The organism is Streptomyces sp. NPDC007808, from assembly GCF_042868655.1.
Taxonomy (GTDB): Bacteria; Actinomycetota; Actinomycetes; order Streptomycetales; family Streptomycetaceae; genus Streptomyces.
Genome location: NZ_JBIAEQ010000010.1, coordinates 38,996 through 54,173, shown reverse-complemented (window position 1 = coordinate 54,173; position 15,178 = coordinate 38,996). Strand labels below are relative to the sequence as shown.

The following is a 15,178-nucleotide window of genomic DNA, read 5'->3' as shown; positions in this document are numbered from 1 at the left end:
GGGCCGCCCCGCTCACGAAAAGCCCGACACCGCCTTCAGCCAGTCGAGTTGGCGGCGCACATGCACCGCCTCGCCGCCCTCGTGACCGTTGAACGGATAGGCGTGGATCTCCTTGCGCGGATCGGCGCCCGACAGCTCCGCATAGCGGTTGAAGGCGCCGTACGCCCCGCTCGGCGGGCACACCGTGTCACGCAGGCCGACACCGAAGTGGGCCGGCGCGTGCGCGCGCCGCGCGAAGGAGACCCCCTCCAGGTAGGAGAGCGTGTCGTACGCGGCCCGCTCGGCGCCCCGGTGCACGGAGAGGTACGCGGTGATCTCGCCGTACGGTGACGCGTCGGTGAGGTCGAGCGCGCGCCGGACATCGCACAGGAACGGGGCGGTGACCAGCAGCGCCGCGAGGTCGGGGACCAGCCCCGCGACGGCCAGGGCGAGCCCGCCGCCCTGGCTGTTGCCGACGGCGGCGACCCGGGAGCCGTCCACGCCCGGCAGCGCGCGTACCGCCGAGACCGCCCGCACCGCGTCCGTGACGAGCCGACGGTAGTGGTAGTCCCGCGGGGACAGCAGGCCGCGTACCGCCGGGCCCGGGCCGCCCGTGGCGGTGGCGTGCGGGTCGGGGGTGGCGCCGCCGTTGCCGTACTGGTCGCCCTGGCCCCTGTTGTCCATCAGAAGATGGGCGTACCCGGCGTTCACCCAGGTCAGCCGCTCGTGGGGGAGTCCACGGCCGCGACCGTACCCGGCGTACTCGACGACGGCCGGCAGCGGATCGTCCGCCCCGGCCGGTCTGCTGTACCAGGCGCGCACCGGATCGCCGCCGAAGCCCCGGAAGGTCACGTCGAAGGTCTCGGTCAGCCGCAGTCCGGTCGCCACCGGGTGTGCCGACACCAACACCTCGGCCCGTGCCGCCTCCTTGAGCGTGTCGTGCCAGAACTCGTCGAAGTCGGCCGGCTCCAGGGGCTCCGGGCGATAGCGCTTGAGGTCTTCCCAGGGCAGGTCGAACGCGGGCACGACAACACCTCCGATAGTTGCGCTGCATCAGCGGAATGTTTCGGGTCGTTCAGTTCGCTTGGTTACCGGCCATCCCTACTCCCCTTCCCCGTCAGCACCATTGACAGCCCTGACACCCACCCATAACCTCGCCGCAAAGTTGCCGGTACGACCCCGAAACTTTCGGTGCCACCGGGAGGCCATCGCATGAGCACCTCCACCACGTCGGCTCCACCGCCCGGCACACAGGAGCCGCCGCCGACGAAGGCACCACCCCGCCGCCGGCGGCATCCGACCCGCACCGGCCTGCGGCGGGCGCTGCGCCGGGACTGGCAGCTGTACTCGCTGGCCGTGCTGCCGCTGCTGTTCTTCCTGGTCTTCCGCTATCTGCCGATGCTCGGCAACGTCATCGCCTTCCGGCGCTTCGAGCCGGGCGGCTCCCTCTTCGGAGAGCAGTGGGTGGGGCTGCGCTATGTCGAGATGTTCCTCAGCGACCCCACCTTCTGGCAGGTGTTCCGCAACACGCTGTGGCTCGGCGGACTCACGCTCGTCTTCTGCTTCCCGATCCCGATCGTGCTGGCGCTGCTGCTGAACGAGGTGCGCCGAAGGGCGCTGAAACGGTTCGTGCAGTCGGTGTCGTACCTTCCGCACTTCCTGTCGATCGTGATCGTCGCGGGCATCACCCTGCAGATGCTCGCCACGGACGGACCGGTCAACCACGTCCTCGGCTGGTTCGGGCACGACCCGATCCGCTTCATCCAGGAACCCGAGTGGTTCCGCACCGTCTACGTCGGCTCGGAGATCTGGCAGACCGCCGGCTGGGGCACGATCCTCTACCTCGCCGCGCTCACCACCATCGACGAGGACCTGTACGAGGCCGCCCGCATCGACGGCGCGGGCCGCTGGCGGCAGATCTGGCACGTCACACTGCCCGGCATCCGGCCCACCATGATCACGCTGCTGATCCTCAACGTCGGCACGTTCATGGCCGTCGGCTTCGAGAAGGTCCTGCTGCTGTACAACCCGCTGACCTACCAGACCTCCGACGTGATCTCCACATACGTCTACCGGACCGGTGTGGAGTCCAACAGCTTCAGCTACGCCGCCGCCATCGGCCTGTTCGAGGCGATCATCGGCCTCGTCCTGATCACCTCCGCCAACCAGCTCTCGCGCCGCACAGTGGGGACCAGCCTGTGGTGAAGCCGAGCCGTTCCCACCGGGTCTTCCAGGGCGTCAACGCGGTGATCCTCACCGTCGTCGTGGTCGTGACCCTGTATCCCTTCGTCAACATCGTCGCCCGGTCCTTCAGCGGGGAGCGCCAGATCAGGGCCGGTGAAGTGACCCTGTGGCCCAAGGGGTTCGACCTCACCACGTACAGGATCGTGTTCCAGGACTCCATGTTCTGGCGCAACTACGGCAACACCGTGCTCTACACGGTCGTGGCGACCGCGGTCGCCATGGTGCTGACGACCTGTTACGCCTACGTCCTGTCGAAGAAGCACCTGGGGGGCCGCTCCGTGCTGGTCGGCGTCGCCGTGTTCACCATGTTCTTCACCGGCGGGCTGATCCCGAACTACGTCCTGATCACCAGCCTCGGCCTGAAGAACAGCGTCTGGGCGATCGCGCTGCCCAACGCGATCAGCGTCTTCAACCTGCTGGTGATGAAGGCCTTCTTCGAGAGCCTGCCGACCGAACTGGAGGAGGCCGCGCAGATCGACGGGCTGAGCACCTACGGCATCCTGCTGCGGATCGTGCTGCCGCTGTCCAAGGCCGTCGTCGCGACCATGGTGCTCTTCTACTCGGTGTCCTTCTGGAACTCCTGGTTCAGCGCCTTCCTCTACATGGACCGGACCGATCTGATGCCGGTCACCGTCTATCTGCGCAACCTCATCCAGGGCGCCACCGGCGGCTCCAACGCCGGTGCCGGCACGGAGCAGCTCAGTCAGGTCGGGGCGAACATCCAGGCGGTCACCATCGTGCTCACCGCCCTGCCGATCCTGTGTGTGTACCCGTTCGTCCAGCGCTACTTCGTCTCGGGCGTGATGCTCGGCGCCGTCAAGGGCTAACAAGGGAGCAACTGTGAAGAACACGGGACAGCTGTCGCGGCGTCAGATGCTCGCCGCCGCCGGTTTCATCGGTCTGGCGACTCTCACCGGGTGCGGCAGCGGCGACGACGGCCCGGACGCCAAGGACCTCTCGAAGAAGCGGAACGGCGCGATGAAGGAGTACCGCGCCGGGCAGCAGTTCAAGGCCGCACGGCCGCTCTCCTTCTCGCTGCTGCACAACAACAACCCCGTGTACCCCATGAAGAACGGCTGGCTGTTCTGGAAGGAGGTCACCAAGCGCACCGGAATCACGCTTGAGCCGGTCGATGTACCCCTCGCCGACTACGAGAAGAAGCGCAGCGTCCTCATCGGCGCGGGCGACGCCCCCTTCCTGATCCCCAAGACCTACCACCCCTCCGAGGTCGCCTTCGTGTCGTCCGGAGCGATCCTCCCGGTCAGCGACTACGTGCACCTCATGCCCAACTTCCAGGACAAGGTGAACAGATGGAGGCTCGAACCGGAACTCGACTCCATACGCCAGTCCGACGGCAAGTACTACCTGCTGCCCGGCCTGCACGAGAAGGCGAAGTCCACCTACTCGCTGTCCCTGCGCACGGACGTCCTCGACAAGCACGGCCTGCCCCTGCCCACCAGCTGGGACGAGGTGTACGACGTCCTGAAAGCCCTCAAGGCCGAGTACCCCGACAAGTACCCCTGGACCGACCGCTGGAGCACCAACACCCCCTTCCCGTGCGGTGCCCTGTTCAGCTATCTCGGCCAGGCGTACGGGGTCAGGGCGGGATGGACGTACGACAACATCAGCTTCGACACCGAGTCACGGCAGTTCGTCTTCACCGCCGCCCAGGACCGCTACCGGCAGATGATCGAGTACCTGAGGAAGCTCGTCGCCGAGAAACTGCTGGACCCCGAGAGCTTCACCCAGCAGGACGACCAGGCGGTGCAGAAGCTGCTGGCCGAGAAGTCCTACGCCATCAGCGCCAACCCGCAGGAACTGGTGCAGAACTACCGCTACAACCTGCACAAGCAGGTCAAGGGCGCGCAGATCGAGATGGTGCCGGTGCCGCTCGGCCCGGCGGGCCCGGTACTCATCGGCGGGGCCCGGCTGGAGAACGGCATCATGATCTCCAGCAAGGCCCTGGAGAGCGACAGCTTCGTCGCGATGATGCAGTTCGTGGACTGGCTCTGGTACTCCGAGGAGGGCCAGAAGTTGTGCAAGTGGGGCGTGCAGGGCGTCACCTACACCGAGTCCGGCGGCACCTACGAGCTGAGGCCCGGCATCTCGCTCATGGGCTCCGACCCGGACGCCCCGAAGGACCTCCAGAAGGACTACGGCTTCTTCAACGGCGTCTTCGCCTACGGCGGCAGCTGGGCCCTGGTCTCCTCCCACTTCAGCCCGGACGAGAAGAAGTTCCAGGACGCCATGGCCCAGCGCGAGCAGCTGCCCGTCGACCCCGCCCACCCGCTCCGGTCGATGGAGCAGGAACAGGCGACCCTGTGGGAGACCCCGCTCAAGGACCACGCCATCCAGAACACCCTCAAGTTCGTCCTCGGCAAGCGCCCGATGTCCGACTGGGACACCTACCTGGCCGAGTTGAAGGCCAAGAACATGGACCGGCTCGTCGACCTGCACAACAAGGCGTACGAACGCTTCAAGAAGGAGAACGGGTGAGCGGCGGCGCACCCACGGCCGACTTCGGCGCGGGAGCCCTCTCCCGCGCCGCCGCCCTGATCCACACCCTGGTGACGGTCGAGGCCCTGCTGCTCCTGGCCGCCGCACCCGGCCTCGTCGGCCTGTTCCTGCTGGGGCCCGACCCCGCCGCCCTGCCGCTGGCCGCCGTATGCCTGCTGCCCCTCGGCCCGGCGCTGTCCGCCGCCCTGTACGCGCTCCACCACCGCGGCCACGACCTCACGGACCTGCACCCGGCACGCACCTACGCGCGAGGCTGGCGGCTCAACGCCCTTGCCGCGCTGAAACTGTGGACACCCCTGCTCGCCTGGCTGACCGTGATCGCCTTCACGCTCACGCACTTCTCCGCCACCGGCCTGCCGGGCTGGTGGGCGGGGGCGCTCGGCGCGATCGGTGCCGGCTCCCTGCTCTGGGGCGCCCACGCGCTGGTTCTGACCTCTTTGTTCACGTTCCGTGCCCGCGACACCGCCCGCCTCGCCGCGTACTTCCTGGTCCGGCACCTCCGCGCCACCCTCGGCGCCGCCTCCCTGCTCCTGCTGGTGGCCGCGACCACCGCACTGCTGACCGAGGCCCTGCCCGCCCTGCTGGCCGCCCCGCTGCTGCTCTCCCTGCTGCACAGCAGCCGCCCGGTCATCGCCGAGACCCGGAAGGACTTCACCGCATGACCGCGCCGAGCGCCTGGCAGAGCAGGACGAGCCGCGAGCCCCAGCCGCTCGACCCGCTGGGCACGGCGGTCCCGCACATCCAGGAGCGCGGCCCTCAGTAGATGCGCCGCCCATGTGCGTCGGCCACACCGGACTTCCGGAAGAAGTAGCTGTTGATCTGATCCCGCCACTCACGGGCACTGCGGAGCTGCTCCTCGAACAGCTCCGCCACCCGCGCGTGGCGCGCCGGCTCCACCAGCCCGGCCAGGGAGGCCCAGGTCCGCCGGGCCTCCGCCACCTCCGCCACACCCTCGAAGTGCGTGTCGTAGATGTGCTGGATCACCGTCTTGCCGCTTCGGAGCATGTGCCCGTACGACACGTGGTGGAAGAACAGCAGCAGCTCGTCGGGGCAGGTGTCCGGCGACTCGTACAACTCGGCCCAGGGCTTGGCGTACTGCCCCGCGTACCCGGTGCCGGTCGCCACGCTGCGGTCGACGCCGACACCGTCGCGATCGGCGAAGTGGTAGGTGCCCCAAGGGCTGTACTCGTAGCCGTCCACACTCGGTCCGTAGTGATGACCGGGCTGCACCATCCAGCCCACCCCGAGCGGCGCCGTGTACTTCTCGTACGTCCGCCACGAGCCGTCGAGGATCGCGCGCAGCCCGGCCGCCGGACCCTCGCCGGAGGTGAGCCGGATCCATTCGTCGAGGACCTCGTGCGGATCGGCGTCCGGCTGCCAGGCCAGCCGCCCGAACGTGTACAGGTTCGCCTGGGCCAGCGGATGCCCCGTCCAGAACGGGTCGTCCCCGACGTTGGACACCGCGACCAGACCGCCGTCGGCCAGCTCCCCGACGGGCGACTTCCCGTCGGCCCGGAACCGCAGCACCTCGCTCCACATCGGCCCCAGCCAGCACACATGGCGCTGCTGCCCGGTGTACTCCTGCGTGGCCTGCACCTCCACGGCCAGCCGGGTGCGCGGCATCGCGCCGATCAGCGGTGAGACCGGCTCGCGCGCCTGGAAGTCCATGGGCCCGTGCTTCACCTGGAGGACGGCGTTGTCGGCGAACTCCCCGTCCAGGGGCGCGAAGTGGTCGTACGCGGCCCGCGCCCGGTCCGTCGTCCGGTCCCGCCAGTCCTGGCGGTGGTCGTAGACGAACGCCCGCCAGTGCACCGTGCCGCCGTACGGCTCGAGCGCGGCGGCCAGCATGTTCGCACCGTCCGCGTGGCTGCGCCCGTACACGAACGGGCCCGGCTGCCCCTCCGAGTCGGCCTTCACCACATACCCGCCGAAGTCCGGGATCGCCTCGTGGACCCGCGCGGTCGCCTCGGCCCACCACGCCCGCACCGCCCCGTCCAGCGGATCGGCGGTGGGCAGATCGCCGAGCAGCATCGGGGCGGCGAACGTGACCGACAGATGGGTGCGCACGCCGTACGGCCGCAACGCGTCCGCGAGGTCGGCCACGTCACCGATCCGGTCGGTGAGTAGACGCGCCTCGGCCTTGTGCACATTGACGTTGTTCACACACAGCGCGTTGATCCCGCACGCCGCCAGCAGCCGGCCGTACGCCCGCACCCGGGTCAGGTCGCCACGCGCCCGCCCGTCCTCCCAGAACAGCGAGCCGCCCGCGTACCCGCGCTCCACCTGGCCCATGACCGGGTGCACGGCCACGTTGTCCCAGTGGTCGAGCATGCGCAGTGCCGACGCCGGTGCGTGCCGTTCCCGTCCGCGCTCGCCTCGGAACGCCGCCTCTCCGAGCCGTACGACGTGGAACAGGCCGTACAGCAGCCCTCGTCGGCCCTGGGCGGTCACCGTCGTACGACCGCCTCGCCGCTCATGGGTGAACCCCTCCGAGGAGTCCTCGCCGGTCAGCTCCAGCACCAGGTCGAACGGCCCGGGGGCCGCGCCGTGCTCGACGCGGCCCCCGAAGCGCGCACAGGCCCTCGCCACCTCCGCGCGCACCGTGTCCACCAGCGGACCCGAGCCGCGGATCAGTGTCCGCCGGGTGCCGATCGGCCGGAACGCCTCGTCCGGCAGCCAGGCCGGATCGACACCCTGCATGGGACCCCCAACGCGTGTGCTCAGGCGAGCAGTTCGACTTCCGACACCACCGCCTCGCCGTCGAACACCAGGCGGTACTTCCCGTACGTACCCGGTGACCCCACGGTGAACGCGCGTGTCTGCCGGTCCCAGGCGAAGGACTGCCCGGAGCGCTCGTCGAGGGTGCGCCACGTGGTGCCGTCCTTCGACCCCTGCACCTTCCACCCGGTCGGCGCCTTCGTCCGGTCCGACGACGAGGTGAGGGTGTACTGAACTGCCCTGGTGCCCCGGGTCACCGGCAGGTCCACCGAGGTGACGCTCGCCTGGGTCGCCGACGTGTCGTCGAACAGCGCCCCGTCGCCCTTCAGGACGTCCGCCCGCGGCTGCGGCACCTCGTCGTCCTGGGTGATCGACACCGGCGCCGCGTGCCTGCCGGTACCCCACGAGGAGGGCCGCGGCCCCATGTCGAACTCCAGGACGCCGCCCTTCGCGATCAGCGAGTGGGGGAGCGAAGTCGACTTCCACGCCACGCCGTTGACCTTCAGGCCCTGGACGTACACATTGCGGGCGCTGTTCCTCGGCGCCTTGACGACCAGTTCCCGGCCGTTCTCCAGCCGGACCGTCGCCTTGGTGAACAGGGGCGAGCCGATGGCGTACTCGCCACTGCCCATCACCAGCGGGTAGAAGCCCAGCGCGGAGAACAGGAACCAGGCCGACTGCTCGCCGTTGTCCTCGTCGCCGTGGTAGCCCTGCCCGATCTCGCTGCCGACGTACAGCCGCGACAGCACCTCACGGACGTGTCTCTGCGCCTTCCAGGGCTGCCCGGCCGCGTCGTACATGTAGATCGCGTGGTGGGCCACCTGGTTGGAGTGGCCGTACATGCCCATGCGGACGTCCCGCGCCTCCGTCATCTCGTGGATGACACCGCCGTAGGAGCCGACGAAGTCGGGCGAGGCCGTCTCGGGGGTGGCGAAGTACTCGTCGAGCTTGTCGGCGAGGCCGTCGCGGCCCCCGTAGAGGTTGGCCAGACCCCGGCTGTCCTGCGGGGCGGTGAACGCGTAACCCCAGCCGTTCGTCTCCGTGTAGTCGTAGCCCCACACGCGCGGGTCGTACGTCGAGGACTCGACGCGCCAGTCGCCCTTCGCGTCGCGGCCCTGGAAGAAGCCCGCCTCGGCGTCGAAGAGGTTCACGTAGTCCCGGGCACGGTCGAGGAAGTACTCCGACTCCTCCTTGTACCGCTCGTCGCCGGTCTCGCGGTACAGCGCCCGGCCCATCCGCGCGATGCCGTAGTCGTTGAGGTAGCCCTCCAGCGCCCAGGACAGGCCCTCGTGGGTCTCGGTGCCGGTGTAGCCGAGGAAGGGGGAGGTCGCCATGCCCTTGCGACCCACGCCCGACGACGGGGGCACCACGGTCGCGTTCTTCACGGCCGCGTCGTACGCCGACCTCGCGTCGAAGTCGACGCCCTTGACGTAGGCGTCCGCGAAGGCGACGTCCGAGGAGGTCCCGGTCATCAGGTCCGCGTAGCCGGGCGAGGACCAGCGGGAGGTCCAGCCGCCGTCCTTGTACTGCTGCACGAACCCGTCGGCCATCTCGCCCGCCCGGCGCGGGGTCAGCAGCGAGTACGCCGGCCAGGTGGTCCGGTAGGTGTCCCAGAACCCGTTGTTGACGTAGACCTTGCCGTCGACGATCTTCGCGCCGGTGTGTGTCGGCGTGTCGGGACCCGGCATCGGCGAGAACGGCGACGCGTACCGGTACTTCGACCCCACCTTCTCGAAGCCGGAGTTCGGGTACAGGTACAGCCGGTACAGGCTGGAGTACAGCGTGGTCAGCTGGTCCGGCGTCGCGCCCTCCACCTCGACCTTGCCGAGCAGCCGGTCCCACTGGCGCTGGGCGCGTGCCTTCACCGCCTCGAAGGAGGTGCCGTCGGGGATCTCCTGGCGCAGGTTGTCCTTCGCCTGGTCGATGCCGATGAGCGAGGTGGCCAGGCGCAGCGTGACGGTCCGGTCGTCACCCGCGTCGAAGCGCAGGTGCCCCTTCACCCCGCTGGCGGAGCCCCCGGTCACGGGCTTGTCGAACACGCCGTACAGGAAGAGCCGGGTGGCGCCCGTCGACAGCCCGGACTTCACGTCCGAGTAGCCGGTGACGACGCCGTTCTCCTCGTCGAGGGTGAGCCCCGCCTGGTCGGTGACGTTGTCGAACAGGACGCTCGCGTCGTCGCCCGGGTAGGTGAAGCGCAGCACCGCCGCGTGGTCGGTCGGCGTCATCTCCGCCTTCAGCCCGTTCTCGAACCGCACCCCGTAGTAGTACGGCCGCGCGGTCTCGTTCTCGTGCCGGAAGGCCAGCTCACGGGCCTCGCGCCCGAGGTCCGGGGTGCTGGGGGCGGTCGACGGCATCACCTGGAAGGTCTGCCGGTCGCCCATCCAGGGACTGGGCTCGTGGCTGGCGCTGAACGCCTGGATCGTCGGCAGGTTGTCGGCGTTGTTGGCGCGTGCGTAGTCGTACAGCCAGCTCAGCGAGCCCGCGTTGGTCACCGGCGTCCAGAAGTTGAAGCCGTGCGGCACGGCGGTCGCCGGGAAGGTGTTGCCGCGCGAGAAGCCGCCGCTGGAGAGGGTGCCGCGGGTGGTGAGCGCGTAGTCGGAGGGATGCGCCTTGGGCTTCTCGGGCGCCGCGCGCCGCAGGGTGACGTCGTCCAGCCAGCCGCGGAACCTCGCCGGGCCCTCGGGGGAGTCGTAGGCCACGAGGATCCGGTCGACGGTCCTGCCCGCCGCGACCGACCCGATCCGCGACGCCACGTGGTTCCACTGGTTGACGTACAGCACCTTGGCCGCGCCCTGCCCGCGCGGGGAGAGCGGGAAGCCGTGCTGGTCGGTGGCGCCGAGCTCGCTCAGCCGGGTGCCGTCGGTGAAGGCGAGGTCGACGGAGACGTTCGTGGCGGCGTAGTCGCGGTCGCCGTCGGCCATCGACGGGAAGACGCGGTAGGACAGCCGGGTGTCGCGGCCGACCGCCACGTTCACGTCGTAGACCTTGTTGTACGAGTACGCCCGCCCGTCCGCCGTGTGCCGTCCGGCGTACCTGAGGGCCCGCTTGCCGGTGAAGCCGGCGCCCGCCTTCGCGGTGGGCGAGCCGCTGGGGCCGCGGTCGACGAGGGACAGCATGTCCTGGGGGACCGGTCCCTCGGAGCCCCCGGTCGAGAACTGGACGTCGGCGAGCTGGAGGATGCCCGAGGCGCCGTTGTTCCGGGTGACCTCCAGCCGGAAGTGCCGGTACTCGGCCGGCTCCGAGAGGTCGTACGTCTTCGTCCGGAACCGTTCGGTGAAGGTCTCGCCGGAGCGGGAGTCCAGCGCCTTCCAGTCCTTGCCGTCGGTTGAGCCCTTCAGGGTCCAGTCCCGCGGGTCGCGCTCGGCGTGGTCGTTGGCGGAAGTGAGCGCGTACCTGAGGACCCGCACCGGTTTGTCCATGTCGAACTCCACCCACCCGGTGGGTTCGAAGACCAGCCACTTGCTGCTCGGCTCCCCGTCGACGAGGTTCTCCTTCACCTCCCCGCCGCCGGTGTTCTCGCCGTTCGCCCGGACGTCCGTGACACGGTCGGTCACGTTGCCCGGTATGCCGCTGCTGTAGCCGCCGTCGACGCCGGAGGCACGCTTGTCGCCGTCCGGTCCGGTGTCGACGGTATTGAGCCAGTCGGGTGCAGGGTCGTCCGCCTCGAAGGAGGAGGCGAACTCGTGGTCGGCCGCCGCGGGAGCGTCCGGCAGGGCCACCGCGGCGCCCTGCGCGCTCACCGCCAGAGCGAAGGCGGCCGCCGACACGACCGCCCTTTCATGCCATCTGTGCCGAGCTCTCTGCTGCTTCAAGGGGTACCCTCCCTGCGCACGGGACAACGTTGTCAACTTCGATGCGCAAGGATCAGTTGTGGCCCAAGTGCTCAGCCATGTCAAGGGTGTTGGGTGTGGCATTCGGGGCCGATGACGGGGAATTTTCCGCCAAGGAACACACAGGTCGCTGGTATTTCCGGCAGGTCTCAACTCGGAAAAGACCACCGGCCAACCTTGCATTCGATCTTGATCCGTTGGCGGGAAGTGGACTATACCTGTCGGCGATTCACACGATCCGCACTTCCTGCACGACCCAGCCTGCACGACCCGCTCGACCCGATCGCGGTGCCGGGGAGGATCCGGTTCACCGCCTGAGTCCTGGAGAAGGCGAGGACTTGAGCATGGGATCCACTTCCGCCGAGAACACCGAGAACACCGAGAACAACGGCTCGCAGAATGCCGGTGCCCCGGGTGTGGGACGCCGCGACCTGATCAGGCGGTCCGTCGCGCTCGGTCTGGTCTCCGTCCCGACGATGAGCTTCCTGTCGGCCTGTGCCACCGGCGGGGGCGGCGGCGACGGCGAGGCGAGCAAGGCGCCGGGCGGGGCGAAGTCCGCCACCAACCCGCTCGGCGTCAAGGAGGGCGCCGCGCTGGAGGCGTTCATCTTCAAGGGCGGCCTTGGTGACCAGTACGCCAAGGACGCGGAGGCCGACTACAAGGCGAAGTACAAGGCCGAGGTCAAGCACACCGGCACCCAGCAGGTCGGCCCCAAGCTCACCCCGCGCTTCGCGGGCGGCAACCCGCCGGACGTCATCGACAACTCCGGCGCCGACCACCTCGACATGAACAAGCTGTCCACGCAGGGCCAGCTGCAGGACCTCCAGGCGCTGCTCGACGCACCCTCCTTGGACGACGCGAGCAAGAAGATCTCGGACGTCATCCACCCGAGCACCATCGACAAGGGCAAGCACGGCGACACCTTCGACGTGCTCTACTACGCCTTCACCATCTACGGCACCTGGTACTCGCAGAAGGTCCTCGACGACAACGGCTGGGAGTACCCCACGTCGCTCGACGACATGGTCAAGCTGTGCGGCGAGATCAAGAAGAAGGGAATCGCTCCCTGGACGTACGCCGGAAAGTATCCGTACTACGTCCATTTCAACCTCTTCGCCCAGATCGCCAAGATCGGCGGCATGGACGCCTGGATCGCCATCGACAACCTGGAGCCGAACGCCTGGACCGGTAACGACGCGGTGAAGCAGGTCGTCGGGCACTACGAGGAGCTGGCCGCCAAGGGGTACTTCCTGGAGGGCAGCCAGGGCCTGACGCACATTCAGTCACAGACCGCCTGGAACAAGGGCAAAGCCGTCTTCATCCCCAACGGCTCCTGGGTGGAGAACGAGGCCGCACCGACCACCCCCAAGGACTTCCGGATGTCCGTCGGGGCCCTGTTCGACGGATCCGGTGACAAGATGCCGCACGGCACCCTGCGCGCCGAGCCCAGCGAGCCGTACATCGTGGCCGCCAAGGGCAAGAACCCGGCCGGCGGCATGGAGCTGCTGCGCATCATGCTCTCCAAGAAGCACGCGCAGAACTTCGCCACCAAGGTCAAGTCGCTGACCTGTGTCGTCGACGCCACCGAGGGCATGACTCTCTCGCCGGGCCTCGCCTCGGCGAGCAAGGCGTTCAAGGACGCCGGTGACAACATCATCAGCCTCCAGCTCCAGGAGTGGTACCCGTCGTTGACGGACGAGAAGATCGGCGGCCTGACCGGGCAGCTGCTCACCGGTGAACTGAAGGCGGCCGACTGGATCAAGAAGACCCAGGAATACGCCGACGCCGTGGCGAAGGACGACTCCGTGAAGAAGTTCAAGCGCGAGAAGTAGGCCGGGCAATCACCGAGGGGAAGGGCCGGGAAGCACACCATGCAACACGGCAAATACCGATTCATCGTGGGCTTCCTGGCCCTGCCCGTGATCGTCTACGCGGTCTTCGTGATCTCGCCGTTCGTCCAGGCGTTCCAGATCTCGATGACCGACTGGTCCGGCCTCGTGGGAACCGCGAAGTTCGTCGGCCTTGAGAACTTCGAAAAACTCTGGAACAACGAGGACTTCTGGAACGCGCTCTGGCACAACGTCTACATGCTGATCGCGGTGCCGTTCGTGACACTCGCGCTCGGCCTGTTCTTCGCCTTCATGCTCAACGTCGGCGGAAAGCGCCGTAAGAACGAAGTCATCACCGGGGTGGCGGGTTCGAAGTTCTACCGGTTCGTCTTCTTCTTCCCGCAGGTCATCTCCATCACCATCATCGCCGTCATCTGGTTCAACATCTACAATCCGGACCCGCAGGACGGCATGCTCAACTCCCTGCTCGGCGCGGTCGGCCTGGACGGCTGGCAGAACGCCTGGCTGGGGGAGAAGAGCCTCGCCCTGATGTGCATCATGGCGGTGATGATCTGGTCCCACGTGGGCTTCTACGTCGTGCTGTTCTCGGCGGCGATGGCGTCCATCCCCCGGGACATCTACGAGGCGGCCCTGCTGGACGGCGCGGGCCGCTTCCCCACCTTCTTCCGGATCACCCTGCCGCTACTGTGGGACACCGTGCAGACCGGGTGGGTGTACATGGGCATCATCGCCCTGGACGGCTTCGCCCTGGTGCAGATCATGTCGGTCAACATGGGCGGCCCCGACGGCGCCACGGACGTCATGCCGCTGCGCCTGTACCTGACGGCCTTCCGCGACAGCCAGTTCGGGTACGCGTCCGCGATGGGCGTCGCGATGCTCATCGTCACCATGACGTTCGCCGTGCTCACCCTGCGCTTCGCGCGGCGTGAGCGGATCGAGTTCTAGGGGTACCGGGCGATGACGACCGACACCAACACCGGCACGGTGACCAAGGCGGCCGAGGCGGACCGTCCGAGGGTCGCCAGGAGCTTCGGCCCGGCTGACGGCCGTACCTCCGAGGGCGGCGTCCTGCACGTCTTCTCGCACGGCATGCTCGTCCTGTGGGCGCTGATGGTGGGCGTGCCGCTGCTGTGGGTGCTGTGGAGCTCCTTCAAGACCAGCAACGGCATCCTGTCCGACCCGTGGGGGCTGCCGGCCACGCTGCACTTCGAGAACTGGGCCAACGCCTGGAACAAGGCGAACATGGGCCAGTACTTCCTGAACACCGCCATCGTGGTGGGCGGTTCGGTGGTCGGCACGATGGTGCTGGGTTCGATGGCCGCCTACGTGCTGGCGCGCTTCACCTTCCCCGGCAACCGGTTCATCTACTTCATGTTCGTGGCCGGCATGTCCTTCCCCGTCTTCATGCTGGTCATCCCGCTGTTCTTCGTGCTGCGGGACTTCCCCGGCAGCCCGCTGCTGGCGACGTACCACGGGCTGATCCTCGTCTACATCGCCTATTCGCTGCCGTTCACGGTCTTCTTCATGACCGCGTTCTTCCGCACCCTGCCGACGTCGGTCGCGGAGGCCGCGCTGATCGACGGCGCCTCGCACACGCGAACGTTCTTCCAGGTGATGCTCCCGATGGCCAAGCCGGGCCTGATCAGCATCGGCATCTTCAACTTCCTGGGGCAGTGGAACCAGTACCTGCTGCCGATGGTGCTCAACCAGGACGAGGACAAGTACGTCCTCACCCAGGGCCTGGCGATGATCGCCCTCCAGCAGGGCTACGAGAACGACTGGGGCGCGCTGATGGCCGGCATGATGATCGCGATGCTGCCGGTGCTCGTCGTCTACTTCATCTTCCAGCGGCAGGTGCAGGCGGGCCTGACGGCCGGTGCGCTGAAGTAAACGCTGTCTGTTGGGCCCTGCGTAAGGAGCACGTCACTCCACGTCGAACGTGAGCCGCCCCACTCAGGGGCGGCTCACGTGTGCGCGTACACACTCCCGGATCCGGTTCAACCTCTTGACGGGAGGCAACCCGAACGGCTCAGCTTAGAG

At 68.2% G+C, this 15,178-nt stretch carries 10 protein-coding genes; 7 read left to right on the top strand and 3 right to left on the bottom strand.

Features of this window, described 5'->3' with window-relative positions; all coding sequences use genetic code 11:
• Positions 1-12: 12 nt before the first annotated feature.
• On the bottom strand, positions 13-1,005 hold the full coding sequence (locus ACFYNL_RS33545; RefSeq protein WP_388810239.1) for an acetylxylan esterase: 993 nt from the start codon (positions 1,003-1,005) through the stop codon (positions 13-15).
• Positions 1,006-1,191: 186 nt separating this feature from the next.
• On the opposite strand from ACFYNL_RS33545, the gene ACFYNL_RS33540 reads away from it, so the two are divergent.
• The 4 genes from ACFYNL_RS33540 to ACFYNL_RS33525 are packed head-to-tail and all read left to right on the top strand — an operon-like array spanning position 1,192 to position 5,402.
• Complete coding sequence (locus ACFYNL_RS33540) at positions 1,192-2,184, top strand: ABC transporter permease (protein WP_388810236.1); 993 nt, start codon at positions 1,192-1,194, stop codon at positions 2,182-2,184.
• A complete protein-coding gene (locus ACFYNL_RS33535) occupies positions 2,178-3,050 on the top strand; it encodes a carbohydrate ABC transporter permease (RefSeq protein ID WP_388810233.1) in 873 nt (290 codons plus the stop codon). Before ACFYNL_RS33540 ends, ACFYNL_RS33535 begins: the two co-directional genes overlap by 7 nt.
• A gap of 13 nt (positions 3,051-3,063) precedes the next feature.
• Positions 3,064-4,719 (top strand): extracellular solute-binding protein, encoded by a 1,656-nt coding sequence (locus ACFYNL_RS33530; protein ID WP_388810231.1) that lies wholly within the window; start codon positions 3,064-3,066, stop codon positions 4,717-4,719.
• A complete protein-coding gene (locus ACFYNL_RS33525; protein WP_388810228.1) occupies positions 4,716-5,402 on the top strand; it encodes a hypothetical protein in 687 nt (228 codons plus the stop codon). The genes ACFYNL_RS33530 and ACFYNL_RS33525 overlap by 4 nt, the downstream gene beginning before the upstream one ends.
• Before the next feature lie 94 nt (positions 5,403-5,496).
• Here the strand turns inward: ACFYNL_RS33525 and ACFYNL_RS33520 are convergent, their stop codons facing one another.
• Positions 5,497-7,440, bottom strand: a complete 1,944-nt coding sequence (locus ACFYNL_RS33520) for an alpha-glucuronidase (RefSeq protein ID WP_388810225.1) — start codon at positions 7,438-7,440, stop codon at positions 5,497-5,499.
• A 20-nt stretch (positions 7,441-7,460) separates the two neighbouring features.
• Positions 7,461-11,204 (bottom strand): GH92 family glycosyl hydrolase, encoded by a 3,744-nt coding sequence (locus ACFYNL_RS33515; RefSeq protein WP_388810864.1) that lies wholly within the window; start codon positions 11,202-11,204, stop codon positions 7,461-7,463.
• A 428-nt stretch (positions 11,205-11,632) separates the two neighbouring features.
• On the opposite strand from ACFYNL_RS33515, the gene ngcE reads away from it, so the two are divergent.
• The 3 genes from ngcE to ACFYNL_RS33500 are packed head-to-tail and all read left to right on the top strand — an operon-like array spanning position 11,633 to position 15,028.
• Positions 11,633-13,120 (top strand): N-acetylglucosamine/diacetylchitobiose ABC transporter substrate-binding protein, encoded by a 1,488-nt coding sequence (gene ngcE, locus ACFYNL_RS33510; RefSeq protein ID WP_388810224.1) that lies wholly within the window; start codon positions 11,633-11,635, stop codon positions 13,118-13,120.
• A gap of 39 nt (positions 13,121-13,159) precedes the next feature.
• Entirely contained in the window at positions 13,160-14,083 is a 924-nt protein-coding gene (locus ACFYNL_RS33505) for a carbohydrate ABC transporter permease (protein ID WP_388810221.1), read from the top strand.
• A 12-nt stretch (positions 14,084-14,095) separates the two neighbouring features.
• Positions 14,096-15,028, top strand: a complete 933-nt coding sequence (locus tag ACFYNL_RS33500) for a carbohydrate ABC transporter permease (protein WP_388810218.1) — start codon at positions 14,096-14,098, stop codon at positions 15,026-15,028.
• Positions 15,029-15,178: the final 150 nt, after the last annotated feature.

Coding starts and splice junctions, on each gene's coding strand:
- ACFYNL_RS33505 (WP_388810221.1), top strand. CDS start 13,160: ATGCAACACGGCAAATACCGATTCATCGTGGGCTTCCTGGCCCTGCCC.
- ngcE (WP_388810224.1), top strand. CDS start 11,633: ATGGGATCCACTTCCGCCGAGAACACCGAGAACACCGAGAACAACGGC.
- ACFYNL_RS33540 (WP_388810236.1), top strand. CDS start 1,192: ATGAGCACCTCCACCACGTCGGCTCCACCGCCCGGCACACAGGAGCCG.
- ACFYNL_RS33520 (WP_388810225.1), bottom strand. CDS start 7,440: ATGCAGGGTGTCGATCCGGCCTGGCTGCCGGACGAGGCGTTCCGGCCG.
- ACFYNL_RS33500 (WP_388810218.1), top strand. CDS start 14,096: ATGACGACCGACACCAACACCGGCACGGTGACCAAGGCGGCCGAGGCG.